The 16,486-nt window shown below is 70.7% G+C and carries 17 protein-coding genes and 1 tRNA gene; 7 read left to right on the top strand and 11 right to left on the bottom strand.

Going from position 1 to position 16,486, the window contains the following annotated elements:
* Positions 1-5: 5 nt before the first annotated feature.
* Genes SM447_RS04480 through SM447_RS04470 form a run of 3 tightly spaced genes read right to left on the bottom strand, consistent with a single transcriptional unit; the run spans position 6 to position 2,764 of the window.
* Positions 6-1,484 (bottom strand): PP2C family protein-serine/threonine phosphatase, encoded by a 1,479-nt coding sequence (locus SM447_RS04480; RefSeq protein ID WP_474571434.1) that lies wholly within the window; start codon positions 1,482-1,484, stop codon positions 6-8.
* Positions 1,481-1,969: an FHA domain-containing protein FhaB/FipA gene (locus SM447_RS04475; protein WP_013730762.1), complete on the bottom strand. Its 489-nt coding sequence runs from the start codon at positions 1,967-1,969 to the stop codon at positions 1,481-1,483. The genes SM447_RS04480 and SM447_RS04475 overlap by 4 nt, the downstream gene beginning before the upstream one ends.
* 6 nt (positions 1,970-1,975) lie before the next feature.
* Positions 1,976-2,764: an FhaA domain-containing protein gene (locus SM447_RS04470; RefSeq protein WP_474571433.1), complete on the bottom strand. Its 789-nt coding sequence runs from the start codon at positions 2,762-2,764 to the stop codon at positions 1,976-1,978.
* Between the two features lie 229 nt (positions 2,765-2,993).
* On the opposite strand from SM447_RS04470, the gene SM447_RS04465 reads away from it, so the two are divergent.
* The 3 genes from SM447_RS04465 to SM447_RS04455 all read left to right on the top strand — a co-directional run bounded on the left by SM447_RS04465 (position 2,994) and on the right by SM447_RS04455 (position 5,053).
* Positions 2,994-3,079, top strand: a tRNA-Leu gene (locus tag SM447_RS04465).
* Positions 3,080-3,143: 64 nt separating this feature from the next.
* A complete protein-coding gene (locus tag SM447_RS04460; RefSeq protein WP_474571432.1) occupies positions 3,144-4,259 on the top strand; it encodes an NAD-dependent epimerase/dehydratase family protein in 1,116 nt (371 codons plus the stop codon).
* Positions 4,256-5,053: a WecB/TagA/CpsF family glycosyltransferase gene (locus SM447_RS04455; RefSeq protein WP_474571431.1), complete on the top strand. Its 798-nt coding sequence runs from the start codon at positions 4,256-4,258 to the stop codon at positions 5,051-5,053. The genes SM447_RS04460 and SM447_RS04455 overlap by 4 nt, the downstream gene beginning before the upstream one ends.
* A 60-nt stretch (positions 5,054-5,113) precedes the next feature.
* Here SM447_RS04455 and SM447_RS04450 read toward each other — a convergent pair whose 3' ends face one another.
* Entirely contained in the window at positions 5,114-6,988 is a 1,875-nt protein-coding gene (locus SM447_RS04450; protein WP_474571430.1) for a S8 family peptidase, read from the bottom strand.
* A 221-nt stretch (positions 6,989-7,209) separates the two neighbouring features.
* On the opposite strand from SM447_RS04450, the gene SM447_RS04445 reads away from it, so the two are divergent.
* Positions 7,210-7,809 carry a hypothetical protein gene (locus SM447_RS04445; RefSeq protein WP_474571429.1) on the top strand — a complete coding sequence of 200 codons (600 nt, stop codon included), beginning with the start codon at positions 7,210-7,212 and terminating at the stop codon, positions 7,807-7,809.
* On the opposite strand, the gene SM447_RS04440 is transcribed toward SM447_RS04445, so the two are convergent.
* The 3 genes from SM447_RS04440 to SM447_RS04430 all read right to left on the bottom strand — a co-directional run bounded on the left by SM447_RS04440 (position 7,777) and on the right by SM447_RS04430 (position 9,452).
* A complete protein-coding gene (locus SM447_RS04440) occupies positions 7,777-8,181 on the bottom strand; it encodes a hypothetical protein (RefSeq protein ID WP_474571428.1) in 405 nt (134 codons plus the stop codon). The two genes, SM447_RS04445 and SM447_RS04440, sit on opposite strands and share 33 nt — an antisense overlap.
* A gap of 198 nt (positions 8,182-8,379) precedes the next feature.
* Positions 8,380-8,601, bottom strand: coding sequence for a DUF397 domain-containing protein (locus SM447_RS04435; protein ID WP_474571427.1), 222 nt, complete (start codon positions 8,599-8,601; stop codon positions 8,380-8,382).
* Positions 8,577-9,452, bottom strand: coding sequence for a helix-turn-helix domain-containing protein (locus tag SM447_RS04430; protein WP_474571426.1), 876 nt, complete (start codon positions 9,450-9,452; stop codon positions 8,577-8,579). Before SM447_RS04430 ends, SM447_RS04435 begins: the two co-directional genes overlap by 25 nt.
* A 569-nt stretch (positions 9,453-10,021) precedes the next feature.
* Here SM447_RS04430 and SM447_RS04425 point away from each other — a divergent pair.
* Positions 10,022-10,309, top strand: coding sequence for a hypothetical protein (locus tag SM447_RS04425; protein ID WP_474571425.1), 288 nt, complete (start codon positions 10,022-10,024; stop codon positions 10,307-10,309).
* A gap of 122 nt (positions 10,310-10,431) precedes the next feature.
* The gene (locus SM447_RS04420) at positions 10,432-10,878 is read left to right on the top strand and encodes a hypothetical protein (RefSeq protein ID WP_474571424.1); all 447 of its coding nucleotides are present in this window, start codon (positions 10,432-10,434) and stop codon (positions 10,876-10,878) included.
* 9 nt (positions 10,879-10,887) lie between these two features.
* On the opposite strand, the gene SM447_RS04415 is transcribed toward SM447_RS04420, so the two are convergent.
* Positions 10,888-11,715: a PASTA domain-containing protein gene (locus SM447_RS04415; protein ID WP_474571423.1), complete on the bottom strand. Its 828-nt coding sequence runs from the start codon at positions 11,713-11,715 to the stop codon at positions 10,888-10,890.
* 98 nt (positions 11,716-11,813) lie between these two features.
* The gene (locus SM447_RS04410; protein ID WP_474571422.1) at positions 11,814-12,494 is read right to left on the bottom strand and encodes a PASTA domain-containing protein; all 681 of its coding nucleotides are present in this window, start codon (positions 12,492-12,494) and stop codon (positions 11,814-11,816) included.
* Positions 12,495-12,616: 122 nt separating this feature from the next.
* Here SM447_RS04410 and SM447_RS04405 point away from each other — a divergent pair, with 122 nt between their 5' ends.
* Complete coding sequence (locus tag SM447_RS04405; RefSeq protein WP_474571421.1) at positions 12,617-13,987, top strand: hypothetical protein; 1,371 nt, start codon at positions 12,617-12,619, stop codon at positions 13,985-13,987.
* A 71-nt stretch (positions 13,988-14,058) separates the two neighbouring features.
* Here SM447_RS04405 and SM447_RS04400 read toward each other — a convergent pair whose 3' ends face one another.
* Together SM447_RS04400 and SM447_RS04395 are read right to left on the bottom strand one after the other, a co-directional pair.
* Positions 14,059-15,537, bottom strand: coding sequence for a glutamate-cysteine ligase family protein (locus tag SM447_RS04400; RefSeq protein ID WP_474571420.1), 1,479 nt, complete (start codon positions 15,535-15,537; stop codon positions 14,059-14,061).
* Between the two features lie 323 nt (positions 15,538-15,860).
* Positions 15,861-16,442 carry a YceI family protein gene (locus SM447_RS04395; RefSeq protein WP_474571419.1) on the bottom strand — a complete coding sequence of 194 codons (582 nt, stop codon included), beginning with the start codon at positions 16,440-16,442 and terminating at the stop codon, positions 15,861-15,863.
* Positions 16,443-16,486 lie beyond the last annotated feature (44 nt).

Genomic DNA, 16,486 nt, shown 5'->3' with positions numbered 1-16,486 from the left:
GGTGCCTACTGGGGCGACCGGCAGGCCGCCGGATCGACCGTGGGCGTGAAGGTGTCGACGGGCGGCGCGTCGGGTGTGCTGTCCGGGGCGGCAGAGGCGTCGCCGGGCGTGCCGCTCGGCGCGGCCGCCGACCCGCCCTGCGGTGACGGCGAGCCGCTCACCTGGCTCGGCGAGCCGGCCGGCACACTCGGCGAGCCCGCCGGCGCGCTCGGGGTCGGCGACGACAGATCCAGCGAGGGGGTGGGGCTCGGCGTCGGCGGGCAGAGCGGCTTCAGATTCACGTTGGTCGGGCTGTCGAACGTCAGCTCCGCCAGCCGCCGTTCCGCGTCCGGCTCGCTCTTGGCCGGGATGCCCTGCTTGACCTGCTCCTGCGCGGCCAGGGTGAGGTCGTCCAGTTGGGCTTCGCTCTTGGAGTGCACGCTGGAGAGGTCCATGCCGGCGATCTGGCCCTGGATGCCGCGGAACACCGCCACCTGGCCGTCCTCGGTCGCGCCCACGTAGTACTGGCGCTGGGTGTAGCTCCAGCCGGCGAAGGCACCACCGCCAATGATCACCATCAGAGCGGTCGTCATCGCGAGCGCGCGCAGCGGGCGTCGGCGTGCCTCGGGCTCGTCGTCGGCGTTCGCGGCGGAGTCGTCGGGGGCCGCGGGCCGGGGGGCGGAGAGCGCCGAGGCACGCGCCGCCGGGGTGGAGACGTCCGCCGAGGTCGCCATGCCCCGGTCGCGGGCCGCCGCACCACCGACGATCGGCGCCGCCTCGACGATGTCCCGGTCGGTGGCGTCGGCGATGATCACGGTGATGTTGTCCGGACCGCCGCCGCGCAGGGCGAGCTGGACGAGCCGTTCGACACACTGCTGCGGGTCGGCGTACTCCCGCATCGTCTCGGCGATGGTCTCGGCGCTGACCACTCCGGAGAGCCCGTCGGAGCAGATCAGATACCTGTCGCCGGGCAGCACCTGCCGGACCGAGTACTCCGGGTCGATGTCGCGGCCGTCGAGGGCCCGGGTGAGCAGCGAACGCTGTGGGTGGCTGCTCGCCTCCTCCGGGCTGATCCGGCCCTCGTCGACGAGCATCTGGACGTAGGTGTCGTCCTTGGTGATCTGCGCGAACTCACCGTCGCGCAGGAGATAGGCCCGCGAGTCGCCGATGTGGACCATGCCCAGCTTGCTGCCGGAGAAGAGGGTCGCGGTCAGCGTGGTGCCCATCCCCTCCAACTGGGGGTTGGCTTCCACGGTCTCGCGGAGCTGCTGGTTGGCGGTGCCGACGGCGGAGCGGAGCGCGTCGACCAGGGCGTCACCTGGGACGTCCTCGTCCAACGGCGCCATGGCACCGATGACGATGTTGCTGGCGACGTCACCGGCGGCCATGCCGCCCATGCCGTCGGCGACGGCGAGTAGCCGCGGCCCGGCGTAGACGGAGTCCTGATTACCGTCTCGGATCAGACCGCGGTCGCTGTGGGCCGCATAGCGCAGGGTCAGAGTCATGGCCGTAATTCGAGAGAGGTGCGGCCGATCCGGATCGGCACGCCGAGGGGGACGGGGGTCGGTCCGGTGACCTTAGCGCGATCCAGGTACGTCCCGTTAGTCGAGCCGAGGTCCTCGACGAACCACTGCCCGTCCCGCGGCACGAGCCGGGCGTGTCGCGCCGACGCGTAGTCGTCGGTGATGACGAGGGTGGAGTCCTCGGCACGACCGATGGTTATCTGCGCCTCACCCAACGTGATCCGGGTGCCGGCCAACTGCCCCGCGGTCACGACCAGCTGATGCGCCGCCCGCCCCCGCTTCACCTTCGCCGGCTTCGCCGTCGCCTGACCGGTCGACGCACCCACCGTCCGGGGTGCGGCCACCAGTCGGCCCGAGCGGGCCCCCGCGAAGAGGTCCCGGCGGATGACGCCGACCACCGTGAACACGAAGATCCACAGCAGGACGAGGAATCCGAACCGGGCGACGGTGATGACGAGTTCCGGCAAGGCGGATCAGCCGTCCACGCGGAAGGTCAGGGTGGTCGTACCGAGCTGGATCATGTCACCGGGGTTCAACGCCACGGCGGAAACCCGCTGGCCGTTGACCATGGTGCCGTTGGTCGAGCCGAGGTCGGTCAGCACGACCTGCCCACCGTCGAAGTCCAGCCGGGCGTGTCGCCGGGAGATTCCGACGTCCGGCAGGCGCAGGTTGGCCTGGTCGCCACGACCGATCACGGTCGAGCCCATCTGGAGCGGGTAGGTACGGCCGTCACCGGAGACCAGCCGGATGTTGCGGCCACCACCGTGACCCGGCGGCGGGCCGTAGCCACCACCCTGGTCGTACGACGGATAGCCGGGCGGGCCGGCGTCGTAGCCGGGCGCCGAGACCGGGGCGACCTCGCCACCGGTGTAGACCTCCGCGGTGACCCGGAACATACCGGTGTCCAGTCCTTCACCGCGCTCGATCTCGACGATCACGTCTCCGTAGACCGTCCAGGCCTGCTCGCCGATGAACTCCGCCTGCGACTGGGCCAGTTCCTGGGCCAGCGCGGCAGCGTACGGCGCCAGCCGACTGTGGTCGTACGGCGAGAGATCGATCACGTAGCGGTTGGGCACCAACGTGCGCCCACCGGCCAGGATGGCCTTGTGCGCCTCGGCCTCCCGCTGCATGGCGTTGAGGATCTCCACGGGGTGGACCACCCCTTTGAAGACCTTGGCGAAAGCCCCTTCGACCAGGCCTTCCAGACGCTTCTCGAAGCGTTGCAGCACGCTCACCGGCTCCTCCTCGGGTCCCGAGGACATGATGGTATCCGTCCAGAGCGCACGCAGCTCACACGCCGCTCTGCCGGCAGGCCACGGCCCGTTCGGACGGCTCCGGATTGTCGTGCTACTCTTTCGTCCGCCACGAACGGTAACCGCTGCGAGCAGCGAAAGCCATTCGCGGCAGCAGACCAAGGTCACGTAGTATGACGGAGGCCCGCCGGTGACCGGCGGCGTCCGGTCCAGGCCACGTTTTCCGAGGTCGGGCCACGGGGAAGTGGCGGAATGGCAGACGCGCACGGTTCAGGTCCGTGTGTCCGAAAGGACGTGGGGGTTCAACTCCCCCCTTCCCCACCACAGACGAGGGCTCCGCGGCATGCGGGGCCCTCGCTCCGTATCGGGGCGTGCCGGACGTCACGCTATGCTCCGATGGTTTCTGCCTCCGACGCACCAGGAGTGGCATGTGAGTGTCGCATTCGTGACCGGGTCGGGCGGGCTGATCGGCTCCGAGGCGGTCCGGCACTTCGCCGGCCTCGGTCTCGACGTCGTCGGCATCGACAACGACATGCGGCAGGAGTTCTTCGGCGAGGAGGCGTCCACCGCGTGGAACGTGCGCCGGCTCACCGACGAGCTGGGTGACGCGTACTCCCACCACAGCATCGACATCCGGGACCGGGCGGCACTCGACGCGCTGTTCGGTCGGTACGGTCGGGACGTGGCTGTGGTGATCCACACCGCCGCACAGCCCTCGCACGACTGGGCGGTCCGCGACCCGTTCACCGACTTCGACGTGAACGCCGCCGGCACCCTGAACGTGCTGCAGAACGTCCGGGAGCACTGCATCGACGCCCCGGTCATCCACTGCTCCACCAACAAGGTCTACGGTGACCGGCCGAACAGCCTGCCCCTGGTGGAACTGGAGACCCGCTGGGAGATCGAGCCGGGCCACCCGTACGAGCAGGGCATCCGCGAGGACATGTCGATCGACGCCTGCCTGCACTCGATCTTCGGTGCCTCGAAGGTCGCGGCGGACGTGATGGTGCAGGAGTACGGCCGCTACTTCGGCATGAAGACGGCCTGCTTCCGCGGCGGGACGCTGACCGGGCCGGCGCACTCGGCCACCGAGCTGCACGGCTTCCTCGGCTACGTGATGCGGGCGAACATGGAGCGCCGCACCTACAAGATCTTCGGTTACCAGGGCAAGCAGGTCCGGGACGCCATCCACAGCTCGGACGTGGTCTCCGCGTTCGAGGCGTTCTTCCGCAGTCCCCGGTCGGCCGCCGTCTACAACCTCGGCGGCGGCCGGCACTCGAACACCTCCAACCGCGAGGCGTTCGCACTGGCCGAGCAGATCACCGGCCAGGAAATGATCACCGAGTACGTCGAGGCCAACCGGATCGGCGACCACAAGTGGTGGATCGGCTCGAACGAGGCGTTCCAGGCCGACTACCCGGACTGGAAGCAGATCTACGACGTACCCATGATCATGCGAGAGATCTACGAGGCGAATGTGGACAAGTGGGTGCCGGGAGCATGACCAAGAAGAACGTGCTCGGGGTCCTGGTCGACGCGACCGACTACGCCCGGGCCACCGAGCAGGTCGTGGCCGCCGCGCAGGACCGCCGACCGTTGGCGTTGACCGCGCTGGCCGTGCACGGCGTGATGACCGGAGTGCTGGACCGGGCGCACAACGCCCGACTCAACTCCTTCGACGTGGTGACCCCGGACGGGCAGCCGGTGCGCTGGGCGTTGAACCTGCTGCACGGGGCCGGACTCACCGACCGGGTCTACGGGCCGACGTTGACCCTGCACGTGCTCTCCCGCTTCGCCGACGAGGGCTTGCCGGTCTACCTGTACGGCTCGACCGAGGAGACCCTCGCCCGGCTGATCCCGGCGCTGGAGCGGATGTTCCCGGCGCTCAAGATCGCCGGAGTGGAGGCGTCCAAGTTCCGCGGCGTACAGCCGGGCGAGGACGTCGAGATCGCCGACCGGATCAAGGCCAGCGGCGCCCGACTGGTCCTGGTCGGGCTGGGCTGCCCCCGGCAGGAGATCTTCACGTACGCGATGCGCCCGCTGCTGGACATGCCGCTGATGGCGGTCGGCGCGGCCTTCGACTACCACGCCGGTCTGCTGCGCCAGCCGCCGCCGTGGATGCAGCGCGCCGGCCTGGAGTGGTTCTGGCGCCTCGGCCTGGAGCCGAAGCGCCTGTGGCGGCGCTACGTGATCCTGAACCCCGCGTACCTGGGACGCCTGTTCGCGCAGAAGACCGGGCTGTGGAAGGCCCGGCCGCCCGCGCCGGCCACCGAGCGCCCTACCGAGTTCGCGGTCTGACACCCGGCACGGCGGAGCGGGCCCCGGTGCGATGCCCGGGGCCCGCTCTTCGTCGTGACGTCAGAGGGCCAACGTCCAGGTGTTGATGTAGCCGGTGTCACCGCCGTAGACGTCGCGCACCTGAAGGCGCCAGGTGCCGTTCGCCGCCTCGCTGGACAGGTTCACCGTGTAGGTGGTGTTGATGTTGTCCGTACCGTCGAAGAGGTTGCTGTTCTTCAGCCGGTAGGACGAGCCGTCCGGTGCGAGCAGGTCGATGACCAGGTCACCGCGGTAGGTGTGCACGATGTTCACCGCGACGGTCGAGGCCGACGAGGCGTTCCGGTTGCAGCCGGAGATCGTGATCGAGCTGGTCACCGCCGAGCCGGCGTCCGGGATCGGCACGTCGGTGCCGTTGGTTCCGGAGCAGCCGCCGCCACCGCTGCCCGTCACCGTGAGCGTGTAGGTCGCGCTCCTGGTGCCGGAAGCCGCCGTGCCGGTGACGGTGATCGGGTACGTGCCGGCCGGGGTGCCGGCCGAGGTGCTGATGGTCAGGGTGGACGAGCCGCCCGAGGTGACGGTGGCCGGGCTGAACGAGGCGGTCGCCCCGGACGGCAGGCCGCTGGCCGACAGGCTGACCGACTGGGCCGAGCCGTTGGTGGTGGCGGTGGCCACCGTCGCCGTCACCGAGCCACCGGGTGCGGTGGAGCCGGAGGTCGGCGAGACCGCGACCGAGAAGTCGTTGACCGGCGGCGGGGTGGTGCCGTTGACCACGTAGAGCAGCTGGTTCGGGGTCCCCGTGCCGACGTTCGAGATCACGTTCGGGGTGGAGTTGTTCACCAGGTAGTCGCGGACCTGCTGCGGGCTCCACGAGGGATTGGCCGAGAGGACCAGCGCCGCCACCCCGGCGACGTGCGGCGAGGCCATCGAGGTACCGCTGATGGTGTTCGTCGCGCTGTCGTTGCTGTGCCAGGCGGACGTGATGCTCACGCCGGGGGCGAGGATGTCCACACAGGTACCGAAGTTGGAGAAGCTCGCGGCGGCGTCGTTGTTCTGGGTGGCGCCTACGGTGATCGCCGGAGCGGCCCGGGCCGGCGAGTAGTTGCAGGCGTTCTGCCGCTGGCCGAGAGCGTTGCCGTTACCGGCGGCCACCGCGTACGTGACGCCCGAGTTGATGGAGTTGATGACCGCGTTGTCGACCGCGGTGTTCGCCCCACCGCCGAGGCTCATGTTGGCCACCGCCGGCTTGACCGCGTTGGCGGTGACCCAGTCGATACCGGCGATGACGCCGGCGTTGGTGCCGCTGCCGGAGCAGTTGAGCACCTTGACCGCCACCAGGCGGGTCGCCTTGGCCACGCCGTACGCCGAGCCGCCGACGGTGCCCGCCACGTGCGTGCCGTGGCCGTTGCAGTCGGTGTTGTTGGAGTCGACCGTGTTGGTGCCCCAGGTCGCGCGACCGCCGAAGTCCGAGTGCGTGGTCCGGATGCCGGTGTCGATGACGTACGAGGTCACGTTCGTGGCCGTGTTCGGATACGTGTAGGAGTTGTTCAGCGGCAGGTTCCGCTGGTCGATCCGGTCCAGGCCCCAGGACGGGGGGTTCGTCTGGGTGCCGGCGATGGAGACGACGTGGTTCTGTTCGACGTACGCGACGGCGGGGTCCGCCGCGATCCGCGCCGCGGCCCGGGCGCTGACGCGCAACTCGGCGCCCCGGACGGCCGCGCTGTACGTCCGGGCCGTCGTACCGCCGTGCCGGCGCAGCAGCCGGTCCACCGACGAGCCGACGGCCGTACGGCTGACCTCGCTGTCCTTGAACACGACGATGTAGCTGCCTTCGACGGCGGTCGCCCCACCGGCGCTCCGGACGGTACCGACGGGTTCGGCCGCCATGGCCGGTGTGGCCGCCGCCACCATGGCCAGCGTGGCCAGCCCGACGAGCACGGATCTTTGTGGAAGAACCATCTTCCTACCTCCCTCCGAGCGGCATCGACCGTCCACCTGCTCGTGGCAGATTGATCGATGAATGCCGATCAAGGTGAGGGTAGTTGGACGCGTGCGCGCAGTTAAACATGTCGGATCCCTCATAACATCGACGAGATGGTTCCCCTACGGGGGACGGGTACGGGACGAACGGGGGGTGGGCCCGGATTCGGCGGGCCGGAAATCGGGCAAGGCTGATGGGCATGCAGAGCCACCTCGCCCTCCTGCTTCCGGTCGCCGCCGTCTGGTGGACCGCCGGCTACCTCGCGGACGGGCTGCCCCGCCTGACCCACGCCCGCGAGCTGCGCCGGCACACCGGATGGCTGCTCGCGCTGACGCTGACCGGCCTCGGCCTGACGGTGGCCCTGCCGACCGCCGGTCTGGCCACGGTCGGGACCACTCTGGCGGACCGGGCCGCCAGCGGGCTGACGCTCGCCGCCGTGCCAGCCGTGCTGGTGGCTTTCTGCACGGTGCGCCGGCTGCGCCGGCTCCGGGCCGGCGCGGGTGCCCTGGCCGTCGCCTCCGGGACGCCGGCACCACACGGACTGCGGGCCGCCGCCGCCCACCCGTTGATCGGACTCCCGTTGCAGGTGACCGGGTTGGCGCTGCTGCCTGCCCTGATCGCGGCGAGCGGTGCCAGCCATCTGTTCGGACCGGCGGCGACCGGGCCGGCGATCACCGTCGGGGCGCTCGGCGTCGCGGTGATCGGCGTACGCCACGCGTTGCGTCACAACCGGCTCGCCGAACGGGCCATGCCGGAGCGGGTGACGTCACCGCGCCCGGCCAGCGCCCTGCACGTATAGGAGCTCCAGGATCGCCCGGGTCGCCTCGAACCAGCAGTCCAACCAACCAGGGGGTGGCACGCTGCCCTTCGGTGGCAGCTCCATCAACAGACCGCGCAGCAACGGATGATCCACGAGGGAGCCGTCGTCCGCCGTCGACCAGCCGGAGGCCGGGAAGGAAGGTTCGGTGAGCGGGTTCGGGTCCAGCGACGGCAGGGTGAGTGGCGAGGGGGCCACCTCCGTCGCCGTCGGGCTCTCCCGGCCCGCGTGCTCGGCCTCCGTCGACACCACCTCGGTCAGTACGGTGTCCCGCCGGGCCCCGCGGTACTTGCCGCCGAACCGTTCCGGCTTTCCCGGTCCGTTGGTGAGGTTCTCCGACCCGATACTCGTCATCCGTCTCGCCTGCCTCGCTCGGTTACCCGCCCTGCCGGGGGGATGTCGACCAGCGCGTACCGAGAGGTACAACGAGACGGGCACGATGTGGCGACGGCAGCCGGTGGAGCACGCGTCCGGGATGCGTGCCCCCGCACGACAGCAGAATCCCCGTCCGGCCACCGGCCGGACGGGGATTCGTCGTCACCGTCCCGGGCGTCAGGCCCGGACGAACGCGCCGTCCCTGGTGCTGGCGACGAAGGCGTGCCAGTCACCCGGTGCGAAGACCAGGGCCGGTCCGGCCTTGTCCTTCGAGTCCCGGACGCCGACCGCCCCGGTCACGTACGCCACCTCCACGCAGTTGTCACAGTTCGGCCCGCTCTTCGAACTCTTGAACCATGTCGCCTGCGTCAGGTTCACGGAGAATCCTTGCGTCGCCACTTCCACAACGGCTCCTCTGTCAGTCTCGCGATGTACTCGACGGACTCCTCCGGACGCTTGGCCGCTGCTCGAATGTGATCGAAGATGAAGCTGTACTTCTGTAGTTCGTCACTCTTCTCCAGGAAGAGCCCACCCGTGGCGTTCTCCGCGTACACGACATCCGGATCACCGGGTTCGGGGAAGCTGAGGATCGTGAAGGTGCCGTCCATGCCGGCGTGCGCCCCCACCTCGAATGGCAGGACCTGCAGCGTCACGTTCGGCAGTTGGGCCACCTCCACCAACCGTCTGAGCTGGTCACGCATGACCGTGTCCCCGCCCACCGGACGGCTCAACACCGCCTCATCGAGCACCACCCACAGATCGACCGGATCATCCTGGGTCAACAACGACTGACGGCCCAGTCGGACACGCACCCGTTGCTGAACCTGTTCGGGAGTGAAGTCGGGGCGGGCCGCGCGGATCATCGCGCCGGCGTAGTCCTCGGTCTCCAGCAGCCCCGGCACCACCTGCTGCTCGTACGCGCGGATCGAACTCGCCGCCGCCTCCAGGCCGACGTACGCCCCGACCAGCACCGTGCTGTAGGGATGCCACCAGCCCTTCTGCCGCGCCTCGCGGGCGATCTGTACCAACTCGTCGCTCTCGGCACCGACCACCCCGTAGATCCGGAGCATGTCCCGCACATCCCGTGGAGTCGCGGTGGTGTGGCCGGTCTCGATGCGCGAAATCTTGGAGGCCGAGCACTCCAGCTGTTCCGCCACGGCTTCGATGGTGATCCCGGCGGCCTCGCGCTGACGACGAAGTTCCGCGCCGAGCCGGCGCCGCCGGATGGTCGGGCTGCGCCGCTCGCTCACCGTGTCACCTCTTCGTTTCGACGCGCCGCTGTAACCGCCCGCCCACGGCGCGTTCCTCCCCCGGCGAACGTTCGCGGCTTGGGGTGGTGCCGGTCTCGACCGACCGCGGCGGGCGAAACCGGCCCTCAGTGTGCCGCCGGGTGGCGGCACGTTCAAGCGCCGTTTCGTGCGAGCCGCTCACGTATCGGCAAAAGTCGACGTGCAACTTGCATGAAGCACGGTCCTGATGCACTCTGTCCGTATGACCCGGGTTACCGATCGTCTCCGCTTCGTCTCCAGGAGTGATCACTGCTCTGGAGAAGCGGGTCACGAGCGCTCCCGGTCATCAGTGCCCGGCACGGCCCCCGGGATGGGGAGCCGCTCGCCCACGTCCGACGGCGACAGCTGCGGCGACACCTCCTGACCAGCCGACCGAGCTGGCCGGAGTTCCGCCAACAGCAGCTCCGACACCGACGGACTGCGTCCCCGACCCCGGTCCCCGAGACACGACCTCGTCGCCCGGAGCCGACCCAAACCCCCATCACCTCTTGCCGGCCCTTCCCCGCCGGCCGAACCTTCCAGGAGCCCATGTGCTTCCCCGCTCCGGTGACGTGCTGCACGTGACACGCGCGGCGAGTGTCCAGTTCCGCAAGCCCATCCTGTTCCGCGTGATCCGGGTGCTCGACCGGCCCACCTACGACGGCTGGCTCTGGCTCGAAGGCTACGAGTTGAACGCGGCGGGGGACGCGGTCAACCGTCGGTCGATCTTCGTCCAGCGGGTCGGGTTGCGGCAGGTCCAGGCCGCCCCGCAACCGCGTCCGCACACCGTACGTCCAGCCCGCCGGCCGAGCGTCCGGACGCCGGTCCGGGTGGGCTGAGCATCGCGACGGCAGTCTGGCGTTCAGGCTGAAAAGGATTCGGGGGGCACGCCGCCGCCATAGAATCGGTGTGCCCACCCCGGCATGTCTCCACCCCGCGCCTCCCGGACCCCGACTCTGGGATGGCCATGGTCAATCTGTCCGCGCGGGAGCCACGACGGTCCCGTATCGCCTATGCCTTCGGACTCCTGGCGCTTCTCGGTGCCGTCACCACGCTGGTGGTGCTGGTCCGCGATCCCGCCCTGTCGTCCACCCGGCTGGCCGAGCCCGTACCGGCTCCGGAGATCACCGTCATCGAGAGTGAACCGGTCGAGCCGGACGCTCCCTTCGGCGACTGGGACACCTTCGCGCCCGGCGGTTTCGTCGACCAACCGGCCGACGATCCGGCGGAGATCCGGGGCGGCTCCGACCAGCCCACGTACCCGACGGAGCGGGACACGTCCGCTCGGGCCGGGGGCGACCACAGCCGGGAGGAACTCAGCCGCTCGCTGTTCTGGTCCGGTGTATTCGGACTGGCGATCTCCCTCGCCGGGCTGGGGCTGGTCGGTACCAGACGCCGCATGTGGTGATCGCGCCGGTCACCCCGTGGGGCTCACCGTCACCGTCGGATCCGTGGTCGGCTCACCCGTCGTCGGCGATGGACTCGGGCTGGCCTCCGCGACCACCAGCCGCACCTCATCACCGGCCTCGACCAGCTCGCCGGCCTCCGGGTCGGTGGCGATGACGGTCCCCTCCGGCTGGTCCGATGGGCGGTACTCCACCCGGTAGTCGAGGTCGAGCCCGTCCAGCAGTGCGCGGGCTGCGGCCTCCGGCAGACCGACCAGCGGCGGTACCGGCACCTGGGCCGGGGCGGCACTCGTCGTCGGTGGCGGTGACGGGGACGCGGTGGTCGGGGACGGCGACGCCGTGGTCGGCGGGGCCTGCGTGGTGGGCGAGGGCGACTCCGACGCCGGCCCGTTCCGGTCGAGCCCCTGTCGAGCCAGCCAGATGCCGACCCCGATCAGGCCGAGCAGGAGCAACAGCACGACGCCCCACAGGATCGGCAGCCACCACGGCCGACCCGGCTGCTCGTCGGCGTACCACTCGCCGCCGGCCAACTCACGGTCCGCGCCCGGCCGGATCGACGGTACCTCCGCGCGCCCCGACCAGGCCGCCGGCCCTGTCCGCTGCGCCGGAGGCAGTGCCGCGGTCGCATCCGCAGGCGCCGTGGGCTCCCCGGCGACCCGGTCCATCGGCGCGGTCCGGTCGGGGACATCTACCGGCTCGTCCGGGGTACGCCCGAGCGGCGCGGTCTCCTCCGGGGTACGCCCGAGCGGCGCGGTCTCCTCCGGGTTGTCGGCGGCGGGCGGAATCGGACGGGTCCGGTCGTCCGGTTGCCCGTCGGGCTCCTGGCGGTCGTCGCTCATCGCACGTCCTTTCCGCCGGCCGGGCGGGCAGCAGGGCCCTGACGGTCAACCTAGCGGTTCTGCCGGCCATCGGCCGGCACCAGCGTGTCGGGTGCGCGTCACGGCGCCGGGGCGCTCGCCTCCTCACTCGGCGGCGTGCCGCACCAGATCTGCACCACGTCGTTCCATCTGCCGACCGTCCCGCCCGTCGGTTGCTGGTTCGTGACCGTGCCGGATCGCCCGCTCGGATAGCGAGGGGAGAACCCGTCGTCGACGAGTTCCTCGCCCGCCCTGCCGCACGTCTCACCGACCAGATCCGGTACCTCGTTCGGCGGTGCGGCCCCGACCACAAAGATCTTGACGGTGACGCCGCGTCGCACCGGTGTGCCCGGGGCCGGATCGGTGCCGCGCACGCTGGAGCTGTCCCCGCTGCCGAACACGAGCTGCCAGCCCAGGCCCCGCTTCCGCAGTTCCTCCCGGGCTTCCTCGAAGTCCGCGCCGACCAGATCCGGCACCGTCAGGCCGGCCGGCCGGGAAGGGCTGGGACTGCCGCTCGGCGTCGCGGGTGTCGGCCGCTCACGCGGCGGCGAGGACCGGACCGTGGGGCTGGGCGCGGGGGTGCCGGTCACGCCGGACGACACCGTCTCCGGCCCCACCTGGTCGCCCGCCAGCACCCAGCCGCCGGCCGCACCGATGATCGCGAGCAGTACGGCGGCGGCCCCGCCGCCGAGGATCAACCTCGTCCGGTCGGAGCCGGCGTCACCGCGCCCCGGCCGTCCGTCCGTGGTCCCGTCCGTCATCCCGCCCACCGCCTCATCACCGGCGACCCTAGCCACCGGGGCCAAGCACTGTCCGTAACCGTCGCCCTGCGGGTGCCGCGCACGACTCGCCGCACCGACCACAGGACGTTACGCTGCCCGGCATGGCCAGACAGGGCTGGGGAGGATCGATCGCCACCGCGGCCGGCGTGGCAGCCGGCGCCGGGGCCGCCCAACTGGGCTTCGGGTACGGCCTGGGCATTCTCAACTGGGCGCCCACCGAGGCGACCGCCGGCACCGCGGCCTGGGTGGCCAGCCTGATCTGGGCCACCTGGATCGCCGCCACGTCAACCATCTTCGGTGCGGTCTGCGCCCAGCGGTTGCACGACCGCCGCCGGACCGGGTACCCGTCCGACGGGGCAGCCACGGCCGACGGGCCGGCGGCGTCCGACGCCTCGGTTCCGCCCACCGGTGAACCGTCGTCCGCCACCGCCAGACGAGCCGGTGACGGGTGGTGGGGGGTCGCGCTGGCCGTGGCCGCCGGCCTCGGCGCACTGATCACGGTGCTGCTGGTCGCCGTGCCGGCGCGGGTCGCGGAGGTGCCGGACACGCCGTCACCCCGGAACATGGCCGCCGGATACGCGGCTGTCGGCCTGCTGGTCGGGACGCTCGTGGCGGTCTGGGCCCTGCGTTGCCGCGCCGCCGCGGTCAACGTCATCGCCACCGCCGGCTGGCTCTGGCTGCTCGCGGTCATCGCCGTCGTCGACTCGGTGCTCGCCGGTCGCGGGCTGACCACCGCGCAGCTCGGCATCTGGCAGCTCAGTTCGGACAGCGACCAGTTCTGGGTCCGGGACTACTTCTACTGGCCCGGCGCGGTCCTGTCGCTCGGTTCGGCACTGGTGATCGGCGCGCTGGCCGCCCGCACCGGCGTCCGCACGACCGACCGGCGGGTCGGCGCCACCGCCTCGGGTGCCGCCGGACCGCTGCTGGTGGCCATCGCCTACTTCCTCGCCGTGCCGAGGCTCACGGCGATCAGCCCGGAACAGGTGTCCGCACATCTCATCGCCCCGTACGCGGTGATCGTCGGAATCGGCGGTTCCGTCCTGGTGGCGGCGCTCGCCCAACGTTCGGCCCGGCTCGCGCAGAGCCGGTCGAGCAGCGCCGGCGTCGCCCCGGTGCTGCCTCGGCAGCGGGTCGGCGACGACGACCGAGTCGCGTCCGAGTCCGGGCCCGACCGGTCCGGGCCGGACGCCCACCGGTCCCAGCCGGACGCCGACCGGCTCGCGCGCGAGTCCGGGCCGGACGCCGACCGGCCCGGGGCCGAAGCCGACCGGTCCCAGCCGGACGCGCACCGCCCCGAGCCGGACGCCCAGCGGCTTGACCGGACAGCAGCCGGCGAAGCGACGGGGACCGCAGCGGGATCCACCACGCCGCAACCGACACCGGTCAAGCCGGCAGCACCCAAACCCGCGACGCCCAAACCGGCGTCGAAGCCGGCAACGCCGAAGCCGGAGAGGTCGACCAGAGGCCGCTAGCTGGATCTTGGCCCGAAACGGCCCCCGGAGGGGCGATCTCGTTCCAGGAACTGCCGACGTCGGCCGGACGCTCAGTCGAGCGGCCAGGTGTGTACCGGCTCGTTGGTGTACTGCAACTCCGCGTAGCGCTGGAGCATGTGGTGCAGGGCGGCGCGGCGGTCCAGACCGAGCTGCCGTTCGGCGGCCCACACCGTGGCGGTCTGCCAGGCCGCACCGTTGCGCCCGGTACGGCAGCGCTGCTCGATGATGCCGAGCAGCCGGTCCCGTTCGGCCGGGGCGACGCCGAAGGCGTCGAGGCCGGCGGCGGCGATCGGCAACAGCAGGTCGAGTACCAGTTTCGTCACCGGGACTTCGCCCAGCCGAGGCCAGTGCAGGACCGCGTCCATGCCCCGGCGGGCGGCCGCGTGGAAGTTCTCCTCGGCCGAGCTGAAGGTGAGCTGGCTCCAGATCGGCCGGTCGGCCTCGGCCATGCCCCGCACCAGCCCGAAGTAGAAGGCGGCGTTGGCCAGCATGTCGACCACGGTCGGCCCGGCCGGCAGCACCCGGTTCTCCACCCGCAGGTGCGGGCGGCCGTTCATGATGTCGTACACCGGCCGGTTCCACCGGTAGACCGTGCCGTTGTGCAGCCGCAGCTCGGCCAGTTCGGGAACCCCGCCGGCGTGCAGGACCTCCACCGGGTCCTCGCTCTCGCAGATCGGGAGCAGCGGCGGAAAGTAGCGGACGTTCTCCTCGAACAGGTCGAAGATCGAGGTGATCCACCGCTCGCCGAACCAGACCCGGGGCCGCACGCCCTGGGCCTTCAGTTCGTCCGGCCGGGTGTCGGTGGCCTGCTCGAACAGGGCGATGCGGGTCTCTGCCCAGAGCTGTCGGTCGTAGAGGAAGGGTGAATTGGCGCCCACCGCCACCTGGACGGCGGCGATCGCCTGGGAGGCGTTCCAGTAGTCGGCGAAGCTGTCCGGCGCCACCTGCAGGTGGAACTGGAGGCTGGTGCAGGCCGCTTCCGGCGCGATCGAGTCATTGTGCGTACGCAGCCGCTCGACCCCCCGGATGTCGAGTTCGATGTCTTCGCCCCGGGCTCCGACGATCTGGTCGTTGAGCACCCGGTACCGCTCGTTGGTGGAGAGGTTGTCCGCCACCAGGTGCCGCTCGTTCAACGTGGGCAGGATGCCGACCAGGACTATCCGGGTGTCCGACCGGGCCGCGCGGTCGTTGGCGCGGTTGAGGCTGGCGCACAGGTCACGCTCGTAGTCGGCGAAGCCGTTGCCGGAGATCAGCCGCGGGTTGGCGTTCAGCTCCAGGTTGAACTGCCCCAGTTCGGTCTGGAACAACGGGTCGGCGATCGCGGCGAGGATCTCCTCGTTGCGCATGGCCGGTTCGGCGGCCGGGTCGACCAGGTTCAGCTCGATCTCCAGCCCGGTCATCGGCCGGTCGGCGTCGAAGCCGAAGTCGTCCAGCATCAGTGCGAACACGTCCAGGCAGCGACGGACCTTCTGTCGGTACCGGATTCGATCCTCACGGGAGAAGGAGGCTCGATCGACGTCCCTGCCCATGTTTCCTCCCGGCGCGCGACGCCACGGAACGGTGCCGCTCCGGAGCGCACTGTGAACCATACTCGTTGGAAGCGCCGAGCCCAGCCGCCCCGAAGATCGGTCCATTGCCGCAGTCCACCCCGCCGCCGAGGCCGATCGCCGTCGACCTGACCAGGCCCGTCGCTCCCACCGGATCTCCTACCCAGCCGGACCGCCCGAACCTGGTGGCCGCCAGCGAACAAGTTGTGACAATTCGCACCAACAAGGTGCGGGAACGCGAGGCCGCCCCCGAACGGCCGACAGGCCCGCGCGGTGCGGGCGCGGGCCTGTCGGGGCGTACGGGATCAGGACTGCCGGATGGCCTCGCCCTCAATCTCGATCTTGACCTTCTTGCCGACCAGAACGCCGCCGGACTCCAAGGCGACGTTCCAGGTCAGACCGAAGTCCTCGCGGTCGATCTCGGCGCTCGCGGAGAAGCCGAAGATGTCCTGACCGAAGGGGCTGCGGCCGACGCCCTCGAACTCGACCTTGAGGTCGACCGGACGGGTCACGTCCTTGATGGTCAGCTCACCGGTGAGGACGAACTCGTTGCCCGAGTGCGACTTCACGCCGGTGCTGCGGTACTCCAGCGTGGCGAACTTCTCCGCGTCGAGGAACTCGGGGCTGCGCAGGTGCGCGTCCCGGTCCGCCTGCGCGGTGTTGATGCTGGCTGCCTGGATGGTGGCGGAGACCGTGGACTCCAGCGGCTCATCGGCGATGGTGATGGTGGCGCTCGCGTCGGCGAACTCGCCACGTACCTTGCTCACCATCATGTGCCGGGCGACGAAGCCGACCCGCTTGTGCGCCGCATCCAGCAGGTAGGTGCCGGCCGCCGGGATGGTGAGGCCGTTCCACTCGCGGGTAACCGGCTCGGTGCTGCTGGTCATGAGAAACTACCCTCCGGAAGAGATTGTTTAGTAGCCCAACGTCT

This window comes from Micromonospora aridisoli (assembly GCF_056150025.1).
The sequence above is the reverse complement of the archived record's forward strand: the minus strand, read 5'-3'. Positions and strand labels throughout refer to the sequence as shown.

Excerpts from the sequence above, each read along its gene's own strand:
- SM447_RS04480 (WP_474571434.1), bottom strand. The coding sequence starts at position 1,484 with ATGACTCTGACCCTGCGCTATGCGGCCCACAGCGACCGCGGTCTGATC.
- SM447_RS04470 (WP_474571433.1), bottom strand. The coding sequence starts at position 2,764 with ATGTCCTCGGGACCCGAGGAGGAGCCGGTGAGCGTGCTGCAACGCTTC.
- SM447_RS04460 (WP_474571432.1), top strand. The coding sequence starts at position 3,144 with ATGCTCCGATGGTTTCTGCCTCCGACGCACCAGGAGTGGCATGTGAGT.
- SM447_RS04455 (WP_474571431.1), top strand. The coding sequence starts at position 4,256 with ATGACCAAGAAGAACGTGCTCGGGGTCCTGGTCGACGCGACCGACTAC.
- SM447_RS04450 (WP_474571430.1), bottom strand. The coding sequence starts at position 6,988 with ATGGTTCTTCCACAAAGATCCGTGCTCGTCGGGCTGGCCACGCTGGCC.
- SM447_RS04445 (WP_474571429.1), top strand. The coding sequence starts at position 7,210 with ATGCAGAGCCACCTCGCCCTCCTGCTTCCGGTCGCCGCCGTCTGGTGG.
- SM447_RS04440 (WP_474571428.1), bottom strand. The coding sequence starts at position 8,181 with ATGACGAGTATCGGGTCGGAGAACCTCACCAACGGACCGGGAAAGCCG.
- SM447_RS04420 (WP_474571424.1), top strand. The coding sequence starts at position 10,432 with ATGGCCATGGTCAATCTGTCCGCGCGGGAGCCACGACGGTCCCGTATC.
- SM447_RS04415 (WP_474571423.1), bottom strand. The coding sequence starts at position 11,715 with ATGAGCGACGACCGCCAGGAGCCCGACGGGCAACCGGACGACCGGACC.
- SM447_RS04410 (WP_474571422.1), bottom strand. The coding sequence starts at position 12,494 with ATGACGGACGGGACCACGGACGGACGGCCGGGGCGCGGTGACGCCGGC.
- SM447_RS04405 (WP_474571421.1), top strand. The coding sequence starts at position 12,617 with ATGGCCAGACAGGGCTGGGGAGGATCGATCGCCACCGCGGCCGGCGTG.
- SM447_RS04400 (WP_474571420.1), bottom strand. The coding sequence starts at position 15,537 with ATGGGCAGGGACGTCGATCGAGCCTCCTTCTCCCGTGAGGATCGAATC.
- SM447_RS04395 (WP_474571419.1), bottom strand. The coding sequence starts at position 16,442 with ATGACCAGCAGCACCGAGCCGGTTACCCGCGAGTGGAACGGCCTCACC.